This window comes from Streptomyces sp. NPDC048197 (assembly GCF_043202395.1).
GTDB classification, from domain to species: Bacteria; Actinomycetota; Actinomycetes; order Streptomycetales; family Streptomycetaceae; genus Streptomyces; species Streptomyces siderophoricus.
On sequence record NZ_JBIDAJ010000005.1, the window covers coordinates 33,302 to 53,990 of the forward strand.

Annotated in this window: 16 protein-coding genes; 13 read left to right on the forward strand and 3 right to left on the reverse strand. The window is 72.5% G+C overall.

Annotation, left to right across the window (positions count from 1 at the left end; translation table 11 throughout):
• The first annotated feature begins 6 nt into the window (after window positions 1-6).
• Together ACGF4C_RS09045 and ACGF4C_RS09050 are read left to right on the forward strand one after the other, a co-directional pair.
• The gene (locus ACGF4C_RS09045; protein WP_393564587.1) at window positions 7-306 is read left to right on the forward strand and encodes a hypothetical protein; all 300 of its coding nucleotides are present in this window, start codon (window positions 7-9) and stop codon (window positions 304-306) included.
• A 127-nt stretch (window positions 307-433) separates the two neighbouring features.
• A complete protein-coding gene (locus ACGF4C_RS09050; protein WP_393564589.1) occupies window positions 434-1,180 on the forward strand; it encodes an SAM-dependent methyltransferase in 747 nt (248 codons plus the stop codon).
• 20 nt (window positions 1,181-1,200) lie between these two features.
• Here ACGF4C_RS09050 and ACGF4C_RS09055 read toward each other — a convergent pair whose 3' ends face one another.
• Together ACGF4C_RS09055 and ACGF4C_RS09060 are read right to left on the reverse strand one after the other, a co-directional pair.
• Window positions 1,201-2,043, reverse strand: coding sequence for an SMP-30/gluconolactonase/LRE family protein (locus ACGF4C_RS09055; protein ID WP_393564591.1), 843 nt, complete (start codon window positions 2,041-2,043; stop codon window positions 1,201-1,203).
• Entirely contained in the window at window positions 2,040-2,816 is a 777-nt protein-coding gene (locus ACGF4C_RS09060) for an IclR family transcriptional regulator (protein ID WP_393564592.1), read from the reverse strand. The genes ACGF4C_RS09055 and ACGF4C_RS09060 overlap by 4 nt, the downstream gene beginning before the upstream one ends.
• Before the next feature lie 204 nt (window positions 2,817-3,020).
• Between ACGF4C_RS09060 and ACGF4C_RS09065 the strand changes: the two genes are divergently transcribed.
• The 6 genes from ACGF4C_RS09065 (at window position 3,021) to mmsB (ending at window position 10,387) form a co-directional block, all read left to right on the forward strand.
• Entirely contained in the window at window positions 3,021-4,175 is a 1,155-nt protein-coding gene (locus tag ACGF4C_RS09065; protein WP_393564594.1) for a mandelate racemase/muconate lactonizing enzyme family protein, read from the forward strand.
• A gap of 47 nt (window positions 4,176-4,222) precedes the next feature.
• Complete coding sequence (locus tag ACGF4C_RS09070) at window positions 4,223-5,257, forward strand: zinc-binding dehydrogenase (RefSeq protein WP_393565001.1); 1,035 nt, start codon at window positions 4,223-4,225, stop codon at window positions 5,255-5,257.
• A 180-nt stretch (window positions 5,258-5,437) separates the two neighbouring features.
• Complete coding sequence (locus tag ACGF4C_RS09075; RefSeq protein WP_393564596.1) at window positions 5,438-6,412, forward strand: hypothetical protein; 975 nt, start codon at window positions 5,438-5,440, stop codon at window positions 6,410-6,412.
• Between the two features lie 4 nt (window positions 6,413-6,416).
• The gene (gene chvE / locus ACGF4C_RS09080; RefSeq protein ID WP_393564597.1) at window positions 6,417-7,520 is read left to right on the forward strand and encodes a multiple monosaccharide ABC transporter substrate-binding protein; all 1,104 of its coding nucleotides are present in this window, start codon (window positions 6,417-6,419) and stop codon (window positions 7,518-7,520) included.
• 56 nt (window positions 7,521-7,576) lie between these two features.
• Complete coding sequence (locus ACGF4C_RS09085; protein ID WP_393565002.1) at window positions 7,577-9,157, forward strand: ATP-binding cassette domain-containing protein; 1,581 nt, start codon at window positions 7,577-7,579, stop codon at window positions 9,155-9,157.
• 9 nt (window positions 9,158-9,166) lie between these two features.
• The gene (gene mmsB / locus ACGF4C_RS09090) at window positions 9,167-10,387 is read left to right on the forward strand and encodes a multiple monosaccharide ABC transporter permease (protein ID WP_393564599.1); all 1,221 of its coding nucleotides are present in this window, start codon (window positions 9,167-9,169) and stop codon (window positions 10,385-10,387) included.
• A gap of 20 nt (window positions 10,388-10,407) precedes the next feature.
• On the opposite strand, the gene ACGF4C_RS09095 is transcribed toward mmsB, so the two are convergent.
• Window positions 10,408-10,815 (reverse strand): winged helix-turn-helix transcriptional regulator, encoded by a 408-nt coding sequence (locus ACGF4C_RS09095; RefSeq protein ID WP_393564601.1) that lies wholly within the window; start codon window positions 10,813-10,815, stop codon window positions 10,408-10,410.
• A gap of 109 nt (window positions 10,816-10,924) precedes the next feature.
• Between ACGF4C_RS09095 and ACGF4C_RS09100 the strand changes: the two genes are divergently transcribed.
• The 5 genes from ACGF4C_RS09100 (at window position 10,925) to ACGF4C_RS09120 (ending at window position 20,674) form a co-directional block, all read left to right on the forward strand.
• On the forward strand, window positions 10,925-11,872 hold the full coding sequence (locus tag ACGF4C_RS09100; RefSeq protein ID WP_393564602.1) for an NADP-dependent oxidoreductase: 948 nt from the start codon (window positions 10,925-10,927) through the stop codon (window positions 11,870-11,872).
• A 471-nt stretch (window positions 11,873-12,343) separates the two neighbouring features.
• Complete coding sequence (locus ACGF4C_RS09105; protein WP_393564603.1) at window positions 12,344-13,636, forward strand: MFS transporter; 1,293 nt, start codon at window positions 12,344-12,346, stop codon at window positions 13,634-13,636.
• 79 nt (window positions 13,637-13,715) lie between these two features.
• Entirely contained in the window at window positions 13,716-15,095 is a 1,380-nt protein-coding gene (locus ACGF4C_RS09110; protein WP_393564604.1) for a non-ribosomal peptide synthetase, read from the forward strand.
• Between the two features lie 201 nt (window positions 15,096-15,296).
• Window positions 15,297-18,632 (forward strand): amino acid adenylation domain-containing protein, encoded by a 3,336-nt coding sequence (locus ACGF4C_RS09115; RefSeq protein WP_393564606.1) that lies wholly within the window; start codon window positions 15,297-15,299, stop codon window positions 18,630-18,632.
• Window positions 18,632-20,674, forward strand: a complete 2,043-nt coding sequence (locus ACGF4C_RS09120; protein WP_393564608.1) for a non-ribosomal peptide synthetase — start codon at window positions 18,632-18,634, stop codon at window positions 20,672-20,674. The genes ACGF4C_RS09115 and ACGF4C_RS09120 overlap by 1 nt, the downstream gene beginning before the upstream one ends.
• Window positions 20,675-20,689: the final 15 nt, after the last annotated feature.

Sequence of the window (20,689 nt, forward strand, 5' to 3'; positions counted from 1 at the left end):
CAGGCAATGACCACCCACGACGGTGACGCGCTCACCGATGAGATCATCGCCGGCCCCGGCGGCGCGATGACGGTCCAGGTCGGCGTCATCACCGGCGACCTGACCGTCACCACCGCCGACCGGGGCGACGGTACGGCGCGCGTCACCATCCGGTACACGGGCGCGGAGGAGTGCTACGACCTCGAAGGCAGCCCGGTCCCGCTCCCGCCGGGCGGCCTGTGCGCGCTCCACCGGGCCGTACTCCGGGCGGTCCGGGCGGGCCACAGTGCCGTGGTACCCGGAACGAGTGCTCCTCCCGGCCTCTGAGGCAAGGCGGCCGCACGGGGTGCAGCCGGTCCGTCCCTGGCAGGCGGAAATCGAATGGACATGACCGTCCCCGTGACCGTACCTTCGGCGCGCCCTGCCCGCCTCGGCCGTCGAAGGACCCCCACGAGTGGATCTGCCCCGTAGCTTCACCATCCGCGAAAGCAGCCATCGCCTCTGCAATCCGTTCACGAGCGAGAAGCTGGCCCTCCTGGGGCGGGCGATCAGCCCGTCGCCGGGCACGCGGGTGCTCGATCTGGCCTGCGGCAAGGGTGAGTTGCTGTGCACCTGGGCGCATGACCACGGGGTGACCGGTACGGGGGTGGACATCAGTACCGTCTTCCTCGACGCCGCCCGCGCCCGGGCCGAGGAGCTGGGTGTGGCGGACCGGGTCGGCTTCGTCCACGGGGACGCGGCCGGCCATGTCGCCGACGAGCCGGTCGGCATCGCCTCCTGCCTGGGCGCCACCTGGATCGGTCCGGGCGTCCCCGGCACCGTCGAGCTCCTCCGGCGCAGTCTCGTCCCCGGCGGCATGATGCTGATCGGCGAGCCGTACTGGCGCCGCGAGCCCCCGGACCAGACGACCGTCGAGGGCTGCCACGCCGCCCGCCGGGACGACTTCCTTCCGCTGCCGGAGCTGCTCGCGCAGTTCGGTGCCCTGGACTGCGACGTCGTGGAAATGGTGCTGGCCGACCAGGACAGCTGGGACCGTTACGTCGCGGCGCAGTGGCTCAACATCCGCCGCTGGCTCGACGCGCACCCGGACGACGAGCTCGCCGACGAGCTGCGTGCGGAACTCTCCGCCTCCCCCGCCCAGTACGCCAGGTACCAGCGCGAGTATCTCGGGTGGGGCGTGTTCGTCCTGATGAACCGCTGACGGGCTTCCCGGCGGCCGGTTCAGCCTCCGAACGCGACCCCCGGCATGCCCTGGCCCGCTTCCGGGATCACCAGGACGGAGCCCGCCAGGGGGTGGGGGCGGGCGGCGCCGGAGCCGGCCGTGGTGATGAACAGGTCGCGTAGCGACGGGCCGCCGAAGCAGCAGGCGGTGGGGCGGGGGACGGGGAGCGGGAGGGTGCGGTCCAGGTGGCCGTGGGGGGTGTAGCGGCGGATCTGGCCGCCGTCCCAGAGGGCGACCCAGAGGCAGCCGTCGGCGTCGACGGTCAGGCCGTCGGGGTAGCCGGCGTCGGGCTCGATGATCACCAACGGACGTCGTTCCACGGGGAGTTGACCGTTCATGCGGCAGACGTCGATACGTCGGGTCGGGGAGTCGATGTAGTAGAGGCGGGTGCCGTCCGGGCTCCAGGCGAGGCCGTTGCTGACGGTGACGGAGGGGAAGATCAGCTGTGTCTTGCCGTCGGGGGCAATGCGGGTGAGCGTGCCGCCGCCCGCGGCCTCGTCGTAGCGCATGGTGCCCGCCCACAGCGAGCCGTCGGGGGCGACGGCGGCGTCGTTGCCGCGGCGGCCGGGGACGGGGTCGCGGACGAGCCAGGAGAACGCCCCGTCGGCGTCGTAGCGGGCGGTACCGTCCCGCAGATTGACCACCAGGCCGCCGGTCGCGCACGGTTTGGCCGCGCCGACGTGCTGCTCGGTCGCCATTACGGTGCGTCGGCCGGAGGCCGGATGGTAGGTGTGGATGCGCGAGCCGAGGATGTCCACCCAGATCAGGCGGTCCGTCGCCGGGTCCCAGGTGGGCCCCTCACCGAGCGTGGCCGAAGCGCGGACCGCGACCTCGGCCCTCATCGGTGGCCACCGCGATGGCCCAGGCGCACGGACAGGTCGCTCGCGCCCTTGGCGGCCAGTTCCGCGAGCTCGGCCTCGCGTTCCTCGCTCCAGCGGATCACCGGTACGGAGATGGACAGGGCGGCGACGACCCGGCCCGTGCCGTCCCGTACGGGTGCGGCCACGCAGTTCACGTCCGGGTTGGACTCGCGGTGCTCGATGGCGATGCCACGCTCGCGGACGACGGCGAGCGCGGCGCGGAGTGCCTCGGGGTCGGTGATGCTGTGGTGCGTCATCGCGTCGAGCTCGCCGGCTTCCTCGATGCGGAGCTCCAGTTCGTCGGCGGGGAGGGCGGCGAGCAGCATCTTGCCGACCGCGGTGCAGTGGGCGGGGAGCCGGCGGCCGGCGGCCGAGACCATGCGCACGGCGTGGATGGAGTCGACCTTGGCGATGTAGATGACGTCGAGGTCCTCCAGGATCGCGACGTGCACGGTCTCGTCGCAGGTCTCGGCCACCTCGCGGGCCACCTGCTGGCCTTCGGCGGCGAGGTCGAGCTGTTCCGCGTAGCGGCTGCCGAGCTGGTAGGTGCGGACGCCGAGCCGGTAGTAGCCGGGCCGACCGGGAGCGGGCACCAGGTACGAGCGGGCGGTGAGGGTGGTGACCAGCTCGTGCACGGTGGTGCGCGGCAGCCGCAGCTTGCGGGTGATGTCGGGCGCGGAGAGGGTTCCGTCGCCTTCGAGGAACAGCTCAAGGATGTCGAGCGCCCTGGTCACCGCGGGGACCAGCCGTCCCATGTGCCTCACCACCCGTTCGTTCGAGGAGCCGGCCGCTGACCGGTATGCCGAACGCAGGCTATGCACAGCAGGGTTCGGCGGGCAATGGTGGGGACGGACCGGCCGCTGCGCAACCCATTGACACCCCCGTCGGGACCTGACTACGGTCACGCCACCATTTCGAACGAGTGACGAAATTTCGAACGACATGGAGGGGCAATTGCCGTGCGCATCACGGGAATCAGCACACACGTCGTCGGCACCCCCTGGCGTAATCTCACCTACGTACTCGTCCACACCGACGAGGGGCTGACGGGGGTCGGCGAGACCAGGATGCTCGGCCGCACCGATGCCCTGCTCGGCTATCTGCGGGAGGCGGAGGCCAACCACATCCGCGGATCGGATCCGTTCGCGGTCGAGGACCTGGTCCGGCGCATGAAGTACGGGGATTACGGGCGGGCCGGCGAGATCGTGATGTCCGGGATCGCCTGTGTGGAGATGGCCTGTTGGGACATCAAGGGCAAGGCGCTCGGGGTGCCGGTGTGGCAGTTGCTCGGCGGCCGGGTCACCGATCGCGTCATGGCGTACGCCAACGGCTGGTACACCACCGAGCGCACCCCCGAGGCGTACCACAAGGCGGCTCAGGACGTGGTGGCGCGTGGCTATCGGGCCCTGAAGATCGACCCCTTCGGGACCGGCCATTTCGAGCTCGATCATCAACAGACCCTCTACTCCGTGTCGTTGATCGAGGCGGTACGGGACGCCATCGGCCCGGACACCGAGCTGATGCTGGAGATGCACGGCCGGTTCAGCCCGGCCACGGCGGTCCGGCTCGCCCGCGAACTGGCGCCCTTCCGGCCCGCCTGGCTGGAGGAGCCGGTGCCGCCCGAGAACCTCAAGGCGCTGAAGAAGGTCGCGGACAAGGTGGAGCTGCCGGTGGCCACCGGTGAACGCATCCACGACCGGATCGAGTTCCGGGAGCTGTTCGAGACGCAGGCCGCCGACATCATCCAGCCGGACCTCGGGCACATCGGCGGCATTCTCGAAGCCCGCAAGCTCGCCGCGACCGCCGAGACGCACTACGTGCTGGTGGCCCCGCACAACGTCGGTGGTTCGGTCCTGACCGCGGCCTCGCTCCAACTCGCGTCCTGCACCCCGAACTTCAAGGTCCTGGAGCACTTCAACGACTTCGCGGACGCGGAGATCACGAAGGTGGTGCGGGGCGCGCCGTACGTGGATCCGGAGACCGGTTGCTTCGCGGTGTCGCACGCGCCCGGGCTCGGCGTCGAGTTCGATCCGGACGCCGCGGCCGAATTCCCGCAACAGCAGGCACGCTTCGACCTCTGGGCCGAGGGCTGGGAGCAGAGGCGGCCGCGGTGAACCGAGCGGGCGGCGGCCCCGGCGGCCGGGCGGCGGACGGGGATGCGGTGGGACGGGACCGTGGGTCGGAGCTCAGCCGCTCGATCGTCGTCGAGCGCCCCCGGCACCACCGGCTGGTGCACGGCGCGGTGCCCGAGCCCGGGCGGGGTGAGGTGCTGGTGCGGGTCGCCGCCGCCGGGATCTGCCTGAGCGACCGCGAGGTCTATGACGGCCGGCGCGACGCCGGGTACGTCCACTATCCCGTCGTGCCCGGTCATGAGTGGTCGGGCACGGTGGCGGCGGTCGGCGCGGGGGTCGATCCGGCGCTGATGGGGCGCAAGACGGTGGCCGAGGGGTTCCGGGCATGCCGGGCGTGTGAGCGGTGCCGGGCCGGCGAGACCAGCCTGTGCACCGGCGGGTACGCCGAGACCGGGTTCACCGAGCCGGGCGGGTTCGCGGACCATCTCACCCTGCCCGCCGAGCTGTTACATCCGCTGCCCGACGACGCCGATCTGCGGGCCGCCGCACTTCTGGAACCGGCCGCGGTGGTCGCCGCGGCGGTGCGGGCCGGGCGGCCGCGGCCCGGTGAGCGGATCGCGGTGGTCGGTGCGGGCACGCTCGGGCTGCTCGCGGTGCAGCTGCTGGCCGCGGCGGAACCCGCCGAGCTCGTGGTGGTCGATCCCCGGACCGGGCGCCGCGCCCAGGCGCTGCGGTTCGACGCGACCGCGGTGTGCACGCCCGAGCAGGCGGCGAAGCGCAACGGCTGCTTCGATCTGGTCGTGGAGACCGCGGGAGCACGCTCGACCGCGGCCTCGTCCTGTCTGCTGGCCCGCCGGGGCGGCCGGGTGGTGCTCACCGGGGTGTTCCCGCCGGGCGCGGCCGGAATCGACCCGGTGCACCTGTCCCTGAGCCAGCTGGAGATCCGCAGCATCTTCGGGGCGCCGTCGTCGGCCTGGTTGTACGCGGTGCGCGCGTTCAGCCGCGGACTGCTCGACCCGGCACCGCTGATCACCCATGAATTCCCCCTGGAAGGGTTCGCCGAGGCCATCGCGCTGGTCGGCGACGGCGATCCGGGGACCGGAAAAGTGCTGCTGCGCCCCTGAGTCACTGCCGTATGTGAGGTGCTGCCGCCCTCCTGAGACGTGCGGTGGTACGGGAGCCGCGCCCGCCCCGTACCACCGCACCCCACGCGCCGTCGTACACCCCGCCCCCTGAAAAGGCATCCGCACACCCACCACTCCGAACGCCGTCCGAGATACCGAACACTCCACCATGGGAGCCTCGTGACCGCCCCATCAGAGTCCGAACCTCGTCGCCCCGGCGCCGACGCCCTCGCCCGCATCGGCCATCCCACTCCCCCGGCCGATCCCGCGGACGCCTCACCGCACGCCTTTCCCGACGGCGGCGTCTGGCGGACCGAGATCCCGTCGGTGGAGGGCCCGGAGGCGCTGTCCGTCGTGCTGGAGGAGAGCGCCCGGCTCGAGGTGCCGGTCCACCGGATCAGTCAGGGCAGTGGCGTGTGGATGCTCACCGACGGTGAGATCACCGAGATGGCCGGGGCGTGCGTCGCGCACGACATCGAGCTGTGTCTGTTCACCGGTCCGCGCGGCACCTGGGACATCGGCGGCTCCACCCGCACCTGCTCCGGCGGCGCGGGCCTGCGCGCCCGCGGCCATGACGGCCTCGCCGGATGTGTCGAAGACGCCCTGCGCGCCACGGAGTTGGGGGTGCGCTGTCTGCTGGTGGCGGACGAGGGCGTGCTGTGGACGCTGCACCGGCTGCGGGCGGCCCGGCGCCTGCCCGCCGACACCACTTTCAAGTTGTCCGCCCTCTCCGGGCCGGTCAATCCCGCCTCGTTCGCCGTGTACGAGCGGCTAGGCGCCGACTCCCTCAACGTGCCCTCCGACCTGACTGCGGAGCACCTCACCGAGATCCGGCGGGTCAGCGGTGCCCCGATGGACCTGTACGTCGAGGCGCCCGACGACCTCGGTGGCTATGTGCGGATGTACGAGACGGCCGAGCTGATCCGGCGCGGCGCGCCCCTGTACCTCAAGTTCGGCCTGAGCAACGCGTCCGGCATCTATCCCTACGGCGCGCACCTGCGCGAGCACGCCCTCGCCACCGCCCGGGAACGGGTCCGGCGTGGGCGCCTGGTCCTGGACCTGCTGGCCCGGCACGGCGCGGACGGCGGGATGTCACCGCTGGGCGCCCGCCTCCCGGGCCGGCTGCACCGCTTCCCCGTACCGGAAAGGGACTGATCCCATGCGCTCCCGCACCCTCCTCGTCACCGCGAGCGCCGCCCTGCTCGCCGTCTCGCTGACCGCCTGCGGCCAGGAGGCCAGGGGCGGCAGCCGCTACCGGCCCGACCGCGGTACGGGCGGCACCATCGGCATCGCCATGCCCACCAAGGCGTCCGAGCGCTGGATAGCCGATGGCCGGAACATGGCGGAGCAGTTCCGCAAGGCCGGGTACCAGGCGGACCTGCAGTACGGCGACGACAAGGTCGAGAACCAGGTCGCCCAGTTGGAGAACATGATCGCCGAGGGGCACCGGCTGCTGGTGGTCGCCGCCATCGACGGTTCCGCGCTCACCGACGTACTCCAGCGCGCGCACGACGCCGGCATCCCCGTGATCGCGTACGACCGGCTGATCATGGGCACGAAGAACGTCGACTACTACGCGTCCTTCGACAACGAACGCGTCGGCCGCCTCCAGGGGCAGTACCTCGTCGACAAGCTGAAGTTGGGCCGGCCCCGCAGCGACGCGGGCAAGAGCTACCACATCGAACTGTTCGCGGGCTCGCCCGACGACAACAACACCCGCTACTTCTGGCGCGGCGCGCTCGACGTCCTCAGGCCCTACCTGCACAGCGGGCAGCTGGTGGTCGGCAGCGGGCAGGCGAGGATGAACCAGGCCACCACGCTGCGCTGGGACGGGGGTACCGCGCAGAAGCGGATGGACGACCTGATCAGCAAGAACTACGGCGCGGAAAGGGTCGACGCGGTGCTGTCCCCGTACGACGGCATCTCGCTGGGCATCATCTCCGCCCTCAAGAGCGCCGGTTACCGGGGCGCGGACCTGCCGATCGTCACCGGCCAGGACGCGGAGCTGGCCTCGGTGAAGTCCATCATCCGGGGGGAGCAGACACAGACGGTCTTCAAGGACACCCGCAAACTCGCCGCCCGTGCCGTGCAGATGGGCGACGCCGTACTCCACGGCCGGAAACCCGAGGTCAACAACACCACCGATTACGACAACGGGAAGAAGACCGTGCCGGCGTATCTGCTGAAGCCGGTGAGCATCGACAAGGGGAACACCGATCTCCTCGTGCGCGAGGGCTACTTCACCGCGGGACAGCTACGGTGACCCGGCCCGTGGGTGAGCCGCGGCCGACGGCCGAGCGGGCGCGACCCGTCCTGGAGATGCGCGCCATCACGAAGAGCTTCAACGGCGTCACCGCGCTCTGCGAGGTGCAACTGACCGTACGGGCCGGCGAGATCCACGCCGTCTGCGGGGAGAACGGCGCCGGGAAGTCCACCTTGATGAAGGTCCTCAGCGGGGTGTATCCGCACGGGAGTTACGAGGGCGAGATCCGCTTCGAGGGCGAGCCGGTGGCCTTCAAGGACATCCGGGCCGGTGAACAGCGCGGCATCGTCATCATCCACCAGGAGCTGGCGCTGGTGCCGCAGCTGTCGATCGCCGAGAACATCTTCCTCGGCAACGAGCGGCGATCGGCCCGCGGCACCATCGACTGGCACGCCACCTACCGCGAGGCGAGCCGGCTGCTGGAGCGGGTCGGGCTGCGCGAGAGGCCGCAGACGCCGGTCGCGGAGCTGGGCGTGGGACAGCAGCAGCTGGTGGAGATCGCCAAGGCCCTGTCGAAGGAGGTGAAGCTGCTCATCCTGGACGAGCCCACGGCGGCGCTCAACGACCAGGACAGCGCTCATCTGCTCGAACTGATCCGCCAGCTGCGCGCACAGGGCGTGGCCGGCATCGTCATCTCCCACAAGCTCAACGAGATCCGGGCGATCGCCGACTCGGTGACCATCCTGCGCGACGGTCGGACGATCGAAACCCTGACGGTACGTCAAAGTCGCTCTGCTGCACCGCTCTTGTCCGAGGAACGCCTCATCCAGGGCATGGTCGGCCGCGATCTCGACCAGCGCTTCCCCGACCGCACTCCCTACCGGGGCGAGGACGCCGACCAGGTGGCTCTCGCCGTCGACGGCTGGACCGTACGGCATCCGGTCGACCATCGGCGCACGGTCGTCGACGAGGTGTCGCTCACCGTGCGCCGCGGCGAGATCGTCGGCCTCGCCGGGCTGATGGGCGCGGGCCGCACCGAACTCGCGATGTCCCTCTTCGGGCGCTCCTACGGGCAGTACGTCGGCGGCACGGTGGCCGTCGGCGGCCGCGAGGCCGACACCGGAACCGTACCGGCGGCCATCGCCGCCGGCCTCGCCTACGTCACCGAGGACCGCAAGCGCTACGGTCTGAACCTCCTCGACACCGTGCAGCGCAACATCTCCCTGGCCTCGCTGCCCAATATGCGGCGTCACGACACGGGCCGGCGGAAGGGCCTGCGCGGCTTCGTGGACGAACACCACGAACGCCGGGTCGCCGAGCACTACCGCACGGCCCTCACCATCAAGACCCCCACGGTCGCCGAGCAGGTGGGCCGGCTCTCCGGCGGCAATCAGCAGAAGGTCGTGCTGAGCCGGTGGATTCACACCGACCCGCAGGTGCTGATCCTCGACGAGCCGACGCGCGGCATCGACGTCGGCGCGAAGTACGAGATCTACACCGTGATCGGCGACCTCGCGGCCCGCGGAAAGGCGGTGCTCTTCCTCTCCTCCGACCTGCCCGAACTGCTCGGGATGTGCGACCGGATCTACACCATGGCCGAGGGCCGGCTGACCGGTGAGGTCTCCCGCGCCGAGGCCACCCAGGAAGTCCTGATGCGCCATATGACCCTGCGCCGTACGACCGAGAACGGGAGCTGAGGCCCCGCCATGACCCCCACCACGAGCACTCCCCCCGAGGCCCCGCCCGCGCCACCGCCTACCCTGGCCCTCCTGTTCCGCAGCGCCCGGGCCAATCTGCGCCAGTACGGCATGCTCATCGCCCTGGTCTTCCTCGTCGTGCTGTTCCAGATCTGGACCGACGGCACGCTGCTGCTGCCGAACAACGTCTCCAATCTGATCCAGCAGAACAGCTACATCCTCATCCTGGCCATGGGCATGATGATCGTCATCATCGCGGGCCATATCGACCTGTCCGTCGGTTCACTGGTCGCCTTCGTCGGCGCGATGGCGGCGGTACTGATGGTCAAGCACGACCTGCCGTGGGTACCCGCCCTGCTCCTCTCGCTGCTGATCGGGGCGGTCGCGGGAGCCTGGCAGGGCTTCTTCATCGCGTACCTCGGGATCCCGTCGTTCATCGTGACGCTGGCCGGCATGCTGCTGTTCCGCGGCGCGACGCAGATCGTGCTGGCGGGCCAGTCCCTGGCGCCGTTCCCGGACGGCTTCCAGGACCTCGCCAAGGGATTCCTCCCGGAGGTGGGCCCGTACACGCAGTACCACAACCCCACCCTCGCGCTGGGCCTCTGCGCCGTCGTGCTCCTGCTGCTACGGGAAGGGCGGCAGCGCAGCCGCCAACTCGCCCTCGCACCGGACGTGTTGCCGACCGGTCTGTGGGTGGCCAGGTGCACCGCGCTCACCGCCGCCGTCGTGGCCTTCACCCTGACGCTGGCCAGTTTCCACGGCGTGCCGGTCGTGATGCTCGTGATGGGCGGTCTGCTGCTCGCCCTCGGTCATGTGATGCGCAATGCGGTCGTCGGACGGCATGTGTACGCGCTCGGCGGCAACAAGGCGGCCGCGCAGCTGTCCGGCGTCAAGGACAAGCGCATCACGTTCGGCGTCTTCGTCACCATGGGTGTCCTGGCAGCGCTCGCCGGTTGTGTCTACGCGGCCCGGCTGAACGCGGGTACGCCGCAGGCCGGCCTGAACTTCGAACTCGAAGCCATCGCCGCGTCGTTCATCGGCGGCGCCTCCATGAGTGGCGGCGTCGGCACGGTCATGGGTGCGGTCATCGGCGGCCTGGTCCTCGGTGTCCTCAACAACGGCATGTCGTTGGTCGGCATCGGCACCGACTACCAGCAGGTCATCAAGGGCCTCGTACTGCTCGCCGCGGTCGGCTTCGACGTCTGGAACAAGCGCAGGGCGGGGCGTTAGGGAACTTCCAGGTCCGTTGGTTACCGCACCGGCGCCGGCGGGGCGGCGTCCCGTTCGTCGAACCGGCCGCGGGCCGTGAGGATTTCCTGAGCGTGCGCCACGGACCAGTCGGCGATGGCGGCGGTGAGCTGCCCGGCCTCGACGCCGAGCGCGGTCAACTCGTACTCCACGCGCGGCGGGACGGTCGGATAGACGGTACGGCTGACCAGGCCGTCCCGTTCGAGGGCCCGCAGGGTCTGGGTCAGCATCTTCTGCGTGATGCCGTCGAGGACCCGCCGCAGCTCGTTGAACCGCATCGGCCGGTCGTAGCGCCGCAGGGCGCCCAGGACGTACAAGGCCCACTTGTTGGCCAGGACTTCGATGACGGTGCGCGAGGGGCAGTCGCGGCGATAGGTGAGCTGCCAGTCGGCTCGGGTAGTGGTATCCATGAGGTACCTAGATATCAAACAGGTGCCTACTTCACAACGGGTACCGCCTTCTTCCAGGATGAGGCCGTGGCCGACCAGCCACGGCGGAGTGGGTGAGGAAGGCGGGGAGATGAGCAGCGGTATGCGGGCGGTCAGCCAGCGGGTGTTCGGCGGTCCGGAGGTACTGGAGGTCGTCGAGACCGAGCGGCCGGTGCCCGGGCCCGGCGAGGTGCTGGTGCGGGTGCATGCCGCCGGGGTCAACCCGGCCGACCGGCAGCGGCGTTCGGGCCTGCTGGGCAGGCTGGGCGAGCCGCCGTTCGTGCTGGGGCTGGACCTGTCCGGCGTGGTGGCAGCGGTGGGCGGCCAGGTGACGCGGTTCCGGCCGGGCGATGCGGTGTTCGCGGCGGTACTGCCGCCGCGCGGCACCTATTGCGAGTACGTGGCCGTACCGGAGGAGTCCCTGGCCTTCGTCCCGCCGGGCCTGGACCATCTGCACGCCGCGGCGCTCCCGACCGCAGCGCTCACCGCCTGGCAGCCGCTCGTCAAGATCGCCGGCGTCCGGGCCGGTCAGCGGGTGCTCATCCACGCGGCGGCCGGCGGCATCGGACATCTCGCGGTGCAGATCGCCAAGTCCCGGGGCGCCTATGTCATCGGCACCGCCCGGCAGGACAAGCACGACTTCCTGCGCGGGCTCGGCGCCGACGAGCTGATCGACTACACCACCGTCGACTTCGAGGAGGTGGCGCGCGACATCGACGTGGTGCTGGACCCCATCAGCGGGGCGTACGGGCCCCGGTCGCTGGCCACCCTCACCGCGCAAGGGGTGCTGCTCGACATCAGGGGCACCGGTCCGGACCGCACGGCCGTCAGGGCACGGGCCGCCGCACTCGGCCTGCGTTACGTGGAGTTCGGCTTCACCCCGGCCGGCTCCGACCTCCAGGAGATCGGCGAGCTGGTGGCAGGCGGCGCGCTGCAGGTCGTCGTCGACCAGGTGCTCCCCTTGGAGGAGGCCGGCAAGGCACATGAGCTCAGTGAGACCGGCCGCGTCAAGGGCAAGATCGTGCTTGCGGTGCGCTGACGCCGGTCGCCTTTGCCCGGCTGGGTATTACGCGGAGTGCGGTGACGGCCCAATCTCCGTGCGGCCCAGGAAGCGGCGTACTGCCCAGGCCAGCCGACGCGTCGCAGTGACTCCGGAGTGAGGTCCGCGAGCGCGGGCGGCGACCGCATAGCGGGTGAAGCGCGGGGTTCCGTTCATAAAGGGACATCGATGGCAGTTTTCGGTCAGATTGCGACTCATGACGTTGCGTGCAGCCCAGAGGGGCCGTGATCCGCCGTCGGCCCGACCGGACCTGCCGACGGGCCAGGGCGTCACAGACGCCGGACATCCCGCCATTGCCAGAATCTGACGGAAAATTTCCGGCGCGTGTGCGTAATTGGTGAAGAAAAGCGTCTGAAACTACGCTCTTCTTTTTGACCGGAGATCGCCTGGTCCCCGAATGTCATCGGCATGCCCGTCAGACCCCGAGCCGCCACAAGCGGCCCGCTGCGCATGCCCGAGTTCCGCCTGCTCCTCACCGGAGCCGCGGCCGGACTCTTCGGTTCCCAGGTCACCCTGGTCGCGCTGCCCCTCGTCGCAGTACTCCAGCTCAACGCGCCCGCGTTCCAGGTGGGTTTGCTCACCGCGGCCGAGACCGCCGCGTTCCTGCTGGTCGGCCTGCCCGCGGGAGCCTGGGTCGACCGGATGCGGAAGCTGCCGCTGCTGATCCGTGCCGATGTGGTGCGGGCCGTGGCCATGGCGAGCATTCCCCTGGCCGCCGTCGCCGGAATGCTGACGATGGCCCAGCTGTACGTCGTCGCCCTGGTCACCGGTGTGGCGACGGTCTTCTTCGACGTCGCCCACCAGAGCTTCGTACCGCAACTGCTGCCCAAGGAACAGCTGGTCGCCGGCAACGGAGCGCTGGAGACCGTCCGCTCCTCGGCGCAGGTCGCGGGCCCAGGGCTGGGCGGTGGCCTGGTGCAGCTGCTCGGCGCGCCGCTGGCCATCGTGGCGGACGCCTGCGGCTACGCGCTCTCCGCGCTCTTCCTGTGGCGCATCAAGCGGCCGGAGAGCCTGCCGGAACGCGTAACGGGAGCCTCGCTCCGCAAGGAGGTCGGCGAGGGGCTGCGCTTCGTGTTCGGCCACCGCCTGCTGCGGGTGATCGCCCTGGCCACGGGGCTGGCCAACCTCTTCTCCGCCATGCTGATGGCCACCCAGTCCGTCTTCCTGGTACGGGAGCTGGGGCTGGCACCCGCGGCCGTCGGCCTGGTGCTGTCCGCCGCCGCGCTCGGCGGCCTGGCGGGCGCCCTGTGCGCCGGCCCGCTCGCCGCACGGCTCGGCCGGGCCCGGATCATCTGGCTGTCCGCCCTGGTCACCGGGCCGTTCGCGGTGCTGTGGCCGCTGTCCGGGCGCGGCGCGGGCGCCTCGTTGTTCGCGCTCGGCTCCGGCGTGGTCTTCTTCGGGGCGGTCGTCTACAACGTCGCCCAGGTCAGCTTCCGGCAGACGGTCTGCCCGCCCAGGCTGCTCGGCCGGATGAACGCCACCCTACGGTTCGTGATGTGGGGCACGCTGCCGCTCGGCGCGCTGGTCGGCGGTGCCCTGGCCGATGCGTACGGCGCCCGTGCGGCGCTGGTGTGGTGCGCGGCGGGATTCCTCGTCGTACCGCTGCCGCTGCTGCTCTCGCCGCTGCGGACGATGCGCGAACTCCCGTCTGCTGAGGGCGAATTGGACGCCACCGATGAGGAGTCGGACGAGGGCGCCGGTGCCGGTGCCGGCCAGCAGGTCGAGGCCGCCGGGCGCGGCTAGAGCGCGCGCCCGTCCCCAGCCCTCGTCCCCGTTCTCCCCGCCTCCCCCACCTCACTTCTCCCTCCCCAGAGAGGCTTCCGTGCACAGCATCACGAGCCAGTACCTGGCCCGCTTCCGCCGGCTCGACGACGGCGTCGGCGGTGCCGACAGCGACGGGGCCCCGGCCCTGCTGCCGGTCACCGGTGCCCAGCGGCGCTTCGTCCTCGTCCGGGCCATGGACCCGGCCGGGCGGCCCGACCTGGTGCCGATGTTCTTCTCCTTCCCGCGCGGCACGGTGGACCTCGCGCGCCTCGCCGCGGCGGCCCGACGCCTCGCCGTACTGCATCCCGTCCTGCGCGCCCGTCCTGAGGTGCTGCGGGGCACCCCGGTGCTCCGACTGGGGCCGCCGGAGGTGCCGGTGACGCGGGTCTCCCGGGTGCCCGGGGAAGACGCGGCGGCCGCGCTGCGGCGGGTCCTGCATGACTGGGCCCCGCAGGGAGCGCCGCTGCGGCTGTTCCTCGCGGCGGACGGCCTGGACGGCGCGGAGGGGCCGGACGGACCCGACGGGCCCGACGGCCAGGGCGGGCCGGGTGCCGAGGGGCCGCGGGAAGTGCTCGCCGTGGTGCTGGAGCACACCGCGTGCGACGGCCAGTCGCTGAACCGGATCGTCGAGGAGCTGGGCGCCGCCTACGCCGCGGGCCGCGCGGCGGACGGCCCGTCGCCCGCCGACGCGGCCGCCGAGCTGGACGCCTACCGGGAGGCCGTACTCCTGCAGTTGGCCGCGGAAGACCGGGCGGGTTCGCCGGCGGCGATGGCGTACTGGGGCGACCGGCTCCGCGCGGTGGGTGAACGGGCGCGGTCCGCGAACGGGCCGCAGGGCCCGGCGCAGGACGGGCTGCCGAGCGGTTCGGCCGAGCGGCGGGTACCCGCTCCGGAGACCGGGACGTCCTTCCCCCAGCTGCTCGACGCCTGCCGCGCCGCCGCCGAGGTGCTGTACGGGAAGGGCCACGTGGTGCCGCTCGGCTATCCGTGGGGCGGCCGTCCCCCCGGCGCCGCACCGGTGCTCGGCTGCTTCCTCAACACCGTGGTCTTTCCCACCGCGACGGGCACGGGCCCGGTGACGCCGGAGGAGACGGCCGGCGCGTGGTGGGACGATCTGGACCACGCCGGCACGCCGTTCGACGCGGTGGTGCACGCGGCACGGGCCGCCGGGTCCGGCTGGCGGGGCGGTCTCGACGGGCTGTTGACCGTGGACGACGCCCGGCGGCGGCCCCCGCTCCGGCTCGGCGGGGTCACCGGCCGGGAGATCCACATCGACGGCAGAGCGGTGCGCGGCCCCTTCGCGGTGTCCGTCACCCAGGGCCCGGAACTGCGGCTGCGCATGGTGTGGGACCGCGCGGTGCACTCCGACGCGACGGCCGGGGCCGCCTTCGCCGCGCTGACCGGTGCCCTGGGTTCCCCGGCTGCTGCGGTCAGCTGACCCGCCGCCTCCGTCCCTTCCCTTCTGCCTCTTCTTTCCCTTCTTCATCTCAGTCTTTACCTCTTTCCTCGCACGTCCCCTCGCCCCTGAGGCCACCTCGCGGCCGGCCGTGTGATCCGCGGCCCGGCCTGCGCACTGCGCGGCCGGCCCGACCGTGCCCGGCCGCGCCACTCCGATCCGACCACACATCAAGGACCGCCCATGCTTCCGCTCTCCTCCTCGCAGGAGATTGTCTGGCTGCACGAACAGGTGCAGCCGGGCAGCCGCGCGTACAACTTCACCGCCGCACTCGATCTGTGGGGCACCCTCGACGCCGAAGCCCTGCACCGCGGGCTCGCCGCCGTCCTCGACCGGCACCCCGGTCTGCGGCTGGAACTCGTCGCCGTCCCCGGCGCGGTGCCGGGCCAGCGGGTCGCCGAGGACTGTGCGCCGCGGCTGCGGACGGTGGACCTGAGCGGGGCGGACGACCCCGACCGGGCCTTCGAGGAGCTGCTGCGCACCGAGGCGGAGACCCCGCTCGACACCTATCAGGCGCCGCTGCTGCGCTGGACGCTGGTCCGGCTGGCGGAGGACCGGCACCGGCTCATCCACGTCGAGCACCATCTGATCCACGACGGCCACTCCTTCGCGATCCTGCTGCGGGACGTCTTCACCGTCTACCGGGGCCATGTCCTGGGCGGGCCGGTCGAGTTGCCCGCGGCGTCCTCGTACGCCGATCACGTCCGGGTGCAGCGGGACGGCGGTGCCGCGGGCGACGAGGAGCGGCGGGCCGGGCTTGAGTTCTGGACCGGTGAACTGCGCGATTTCTCCTACGACATGCCGCTGCCCGGGCTGTCCCGGCCGGGGTCGCGGCGTCGCCACCACGGCGGGCAGCTGCGCCAGTCGATCGGCGCCGACCTGGCCGGACGGCTGCGGGAGCACGCCCGTGCCCGCGGTCTGACGCCGTTCGCCGCGCTGCTGGGGCTCTTCGCCGAGCTGCTGCGCCGGCACAGCGGGCGTACGCAGATGGTCATCGGCACCGCGGTCGGCAACCGCCCGCGGGGGTTCGAGGACGCGGTGGGGATGTTCGTGAACACGATTCCGCTGCCGCTCCGGCTGGATCCGGACGCACCGGCCGAGGAGTCCATGGACGAGGTGACCGACACCTTGATCCGTGCGCTGCCGCACCAGGAGGTGCCGGTCCAGGAGCTGACCCGGGCGCTGGGTCTGCACACCTCGGGTGCGGACAACCCGCTGTTCAGCGTCATGTTCAGCGCCCATGACGCGGAGCTGCCCGAGATCGACGTGCCCGGTCTGGACATCACGCTGTTCGAGGGCTTCAACACCGGCACCACGCGCTTCGACCTGGACGTGGTGCTGCTCCCGGACGACCGGCGCGGGGTCACCCCGCGGCACGGTGCGCCGGGCATGACGCTGGTGTGGGACTACGACGCCGACATGTTCGGGGAGGACGTGGCGAAGCTGCTCGCCGGGCGGTTCCTCGACCTGCTGCGGGCCTACCTCGACGCCCCCGGCACCGTCCTCGCCGACCTGGCGCTGCCGTCGGTTCCCGAGCCGGTCCCGGCCGCGGCCGGCACGCCCCTCGCGCCGGCGGCCCAGGACGGTGCCGGCCGTGACCCGCTGGACCCCGCCGCCGCCCATGACCCGTCGCTGCCGGCACTGCTCGTCGGCGCCCGCCGGATCACCTACGGTGACCTCGACGCGCTGGTGGACTCGCTGGTGGAGCGGCTGGCTGCCGCGGGGGTGACGGCCGGTCAGCCGGTGGCCGCGGTGCTGCCGCGCGGCCTCGACTCGGTCGTGACGCTGCTGGCGTGTCTGCGGAGCGGAGCGGTGTACTGCCCGCTGTCGCCGTCCGACCCGCCGGCGCGGCTGGAGCTGCTGCTGGAGCGGCTCTCCCCGGCCCTGGTACTGACCCCCGCCGAGGCCCCGGTCACCGGCCCGGCCGACTGCTCCGCCCCGCCCCTCGCCTCCCGCCCCTCCGTCCCTGCCGGTCTTCCGGTGGCCCCGGTCGACGCGCCGGTCCTGCCCCCGGCCCGGAAGGCCGAGGTGGTGCCCGGCGCCTCGTACATCATCCACACCTCGGGCTCGACGGGTGTGCCCAAGCCCGTGGCCGTCGGACGGGCGGCGCTGGCGAACCATCTGACCGGCGCGGCCGAGCGGTTCGGGCTGGCGCCCGGTGACCGGGCGCTGCTGTTCGCCCAGCCGTCGTTCGACGTGGCGCTGGAGGAGGTGCTGCCGTCGCTGTACGCCGGGGCGTGCCTGGTCGTGCCCGAGTACGAGGTGCCGACCGGGGCCGAGCTGACCGAGCTGCTGACCACCGCCAGGGTCACCGTGGCGAACCTGCCCACCAGTTACTTCCTCGCCACCCGTGACGACATGTCCCCCGCCCTGCGCGCCGGCCGGTGGGCGCCCCGGCTGCTGGTCCTCGGCGGGGAGCGCCTCCCGGCCGAGGTGATGCGCGCCTTCCTCGCCGACACCGACGCCACGGTGCTCAATGTCTACGGCGTGACGGAGGCCGCCATCAGCTCCACCGTCCACGAAATCACCCGCGACGGCCTGGCCGAGGGCGCGGAGATCCCGTTGGGCACCGAACTGCCCGGCGAGCGCATCCACGTCCTGGACGCCGGGCGCCGTCCGCTGCCGGACGGCGCGGTCGGCGAGCTGGCGATCGCCGGGGCCGGGCTCGCCGAGGGGTACGTGGGCAACCCGGAGGCCACCGCCGCCCGGTTCGTCACGGTCGACGCGCTCGGCGGGGAACGGGTCTACCTCACCGGTGACCTCGGCTACCGGGGCCGCGACGGGCTGCTCCACTTCCTGGGCCGACGGGACAACCAGGTCAAGCTGCGCGGCTACCGCATCGAGCTGGAGGAGGTGGAGGCCGCCGCCTCGGCCGTGCTCGGCGGCCGGTCCTGCGCCGTCGTCCTGGACCGCGAGGCCCCCGGCGGGCCCCGGCTCGTCGGCTTCCTGGAGAACACCGGCCCGGGCACACCGGGTGCGGAGTGGGACGAGCAGGCCCTGCACACGGAGTTGAGCCGCCGGCTGCCGGCCGCTCTGGTGCCGGGGCGGTGGGCGCGGCTGGAGGTGCTGCCGAGGCTGGCCGGTGGCAAGCCGGACCGGGTGGCGCTGTCCCGTACGGCCGCGGCGCTGGAGCCGACGGTGCCGGTGGAGGCGGTGGCTTCTGCGGCCCCGGCCGGGGAGGGCGAGGCCACCGGCCCGGTGTCCGACGATCCGCTGACGGTGCTGCTCGCCGACGGCTGGCAGGAGGTCCTGGGCCACCGCCGCTTCGATGCGGCCTCGCACTTCTTCCACGTCGGCGGTCATTCGCTGCTCGCCGCGCAGCTGTCCGCCTGGCTGGAGCCCCACCTGGGCGAACGCCCGCCGCTGCGGCTGCTGTTCCGCAACCCGGTACTCGCCGACCAGGCCGACGCCCTCGCGGCGTTCGCCGCCGCGTCCACGACGGCCGCGGCTCCTACGACCACCACGGCCACCCCTGTCGTGACCACTGTGACTGCTGCGACCACTGCGACGGAGGCGTGATGCACCCGACCTCGACCCCGACCATCCAGGCACCCCGGACCTCCCAGCACCCCCAGGACCGGGACCGCCCGCTGAGCATCGCCCACGGCGCCGAGCCCGCGGCCGGCGCCCCGGCCGGTGTGCTCTCCCGCTTCGCGGAGTGGGCCGCGCGTTCGCCCGAGGCCCCCGCGGTGATCGACGGCGCGCACACCTGGACGTACGGGGAGATCGGCACCGCCGCCGACGCGGTGGCGGACGCACTTGGCGACCGGGTCCGGCCCGGCGACCTGGTCGGCGTCTGCCTGGACCGTTCGGCCGCGCTGGTCGTGACCGCCGTCGCGCTCGCCCGCCTCGGCGCGGTCTACCTGCCGCTCGGCCCGCAGCCCGGTGAACGCCGGGTCGAGACCGTCACCCAGGACCTGGACGTCGCCTGTCTGATCGGCGATCCGGTGCTGCTGCCGCCCCGTTTCCGGGCGTCCGGGCAGGCCGAACGGACCGGAGCGGAACGGATCGAGGCGGCGCAGGTCGACCAGGTGGTGCTGCCCCTGCCGGTGGTGGGCGCCAATGCCCCGGCGAAGGCCGTCGCAGCGTTCGCGGACGGACCCGGCGCGGGAGCCCGTCGCGCGCCCGCCGAGGCGTTCTACGCCGTACTCACCTCTGGTTCCACCGGCCGCCCCAAGGCGGTCGCGGTCGCCGAGGCGGCCCTCGGCACCCTGCTCGACTGGTACCGCGGGGAAACCGGGCTGGCCCCGGGCGACCGCCACTCCCTGCTCATCGGCGTCGCCTTCGACCCGCACGTGCTGGAACTGTGGGCCGGGCTGACGTCCGGCGCCGCCCTGGTACCCGCCCCGGACGAGGTCCGCTGGGACTCGGAGGTGCTCACCGACTGGTGGCGCGATGCCGGGGTATCGGTGTCGATCGGGGCCACCCCGATGATCGAGCCGCTGCTCGACCGTCCTTGGCCCAGCGGCCTGACGCTCCGTCATCTCATCGTCGGTGGCGACCGGTTGCGCCGCCGCCCGGCCGCGGACGTGACGGCCACCGTCCACAACGCGTACGGCCCCGCCGAGGCCACCGTCATGGCCACCTCGTATGCCATGCGTGGCACGGACGCCGCCAAGACGGCGGACGCGGAGAGCGCACCGCCGATCGGCGGGCCGGTGCCGGGCGTGACCGTGGTGGTCACCGACGACGACGGCCGGCCCGTACCCCGCGGCGCCGAGGGCGAGTTGCGCCTCGGCGGACGCTGCCTGGCGCTGGGCTATCTGGACCCCGACCTGACCGCGCGCCGCTTCACCATTCCGCCCGCGGGCCTCGACCTGCCGCCCGGCGTGGACCGGCTGTACCGCACCGGGGACCGGGTGCGGATGCGGGCCGACGGGCTGCTGGAGTTCCTCGGCCGCCTCGACGACCAGGTGAAGATCAGCGGCGTGCGGATCGAACCGGCGGAGGTGGCGGCCGCGTTCGAGCAGGACCCGGCGGTGCGCAGCGCCGTCGTCGTCGCACCCCGGACGCCCGGCGGCCGCACTCGCCTGGTGGCGTACGTACGGCCGGCCGGCGGCGCCACCCCGACCGCGGAGGATCTGCTCACGGCGGTCCGGGCCTGGCTGCCCGAGCAGGCCGTCCCCTCGGCCGTACGCCTCGTCGACGCCTTCCCGCTGGACGCCAACGGCAAGGTGGACCGGGCGGAGCTGGTGCGCCGGGCGACCGAGGAGGGCGCCTCGCCGGTACCGCCCGGCACTGGTTCGTCCGGCCCCGGTTCGTCCGGCCCGGCGGCGCCGCCCGGGTCGGAGGTGCTCCCCGACGGATCCACCCCCGGGGAGCGGCTGGTGCTCGGCACGGTGCGCGATCTGCTCGCCCGGCCGGAGACCACGCTGGCCGAGAACTTCACCGCGGCGGGCGGCACTTCGCTGATCGCCGCCCGCCTGCTGACCGCCGTCCAGCGGGAGACCGGCGTACGGCTGCGCGCCCCGGAGCTGCTCCGCCAGCCCGATCTGCGCGCCGTGGCGGCCCTGGTGGACGCCCGCCGTGCGGATGCGGACCCGAAGCCGGGGCGGGCCTGAGATGACCGTCCCGCT

Coding starts and splice junctions, on each gene's coding strand:
- ACGF4C_RS09045 (WP_393564587.1), top strand. CDS start 7: ATGACCACCCACGACGGTGACGCGCTCACCGATGAGATCATCGCCGGC.
- ACGF4C_RS09055 (WP_393564591.1), bottom strand. CDS start 2,043: ATGAGGGCCGAGGTCGCGGTCCGCGCTTCGGCCACGCTCGGTGAGGGG.
- ACGF4C_RS09060 (WP_393564592.1), bottom strand. CDS start 2,816: ATGGGACGGCTGGTCCCCGCGGTGACCAGGGCGCTCGACATCCTTGAG.
- chvE (WP_393564597.1), top strand. CDS start 6,417: ATGCGCTCCCGCACCCTCCTCGTCACCGCGAGCGCCGCCCTGCTCGCC.
- ACGF4C_RS09085 (WP_393565002.1), top strand. CDS start 7,577: ATGCGCGCCATCACGAAGAGCTTCAACGGCGTCACCGCGCTCTGCGAG.
- mmsB (WP_393564599.1), top strand. CDS start 9,167: ATGACCCCCACCACGAGCACTCCCCCCGAGGCCCCGCCCGCGCCACCG.
- ACGF4C_RS09095 (WP_393564601.1), bottom strand. CDS start 10,815: ATGGATACCACTACCCGAGCCGACTGGCAGCTCACCTATCGCCGCGAC.
- ACGF4C_RS09100 (WP_393564602.1), top strand. CDS start 10,925: ATGAGCAGCGGTATGCGGGCGGTCAGCCAGCGGGTGTTCGGCGGTCCG.
- ACGF4C_RS09105 (WP_393564603.1), top strand. CDS start 12,344: ATGCCCGAGTTCCGCCTGCTCCTCACCGGAGCCGCGGCCGGACTCTTC.
- ACGF4C_RS09115 (WP_393564606.1), top strand. CDS start 15,297: ATGCTTCCGCTCTCCTCCTCGCAGGAGATTGTCTGGCTGCACGAACAG.
- ACGF4C_RS09120 (WP_393564608.1), top strand. CDS start 18,632: ATGCACCCGACCTCGACCCCGACCATCCAGGCACCCCGGACCTCCCAG.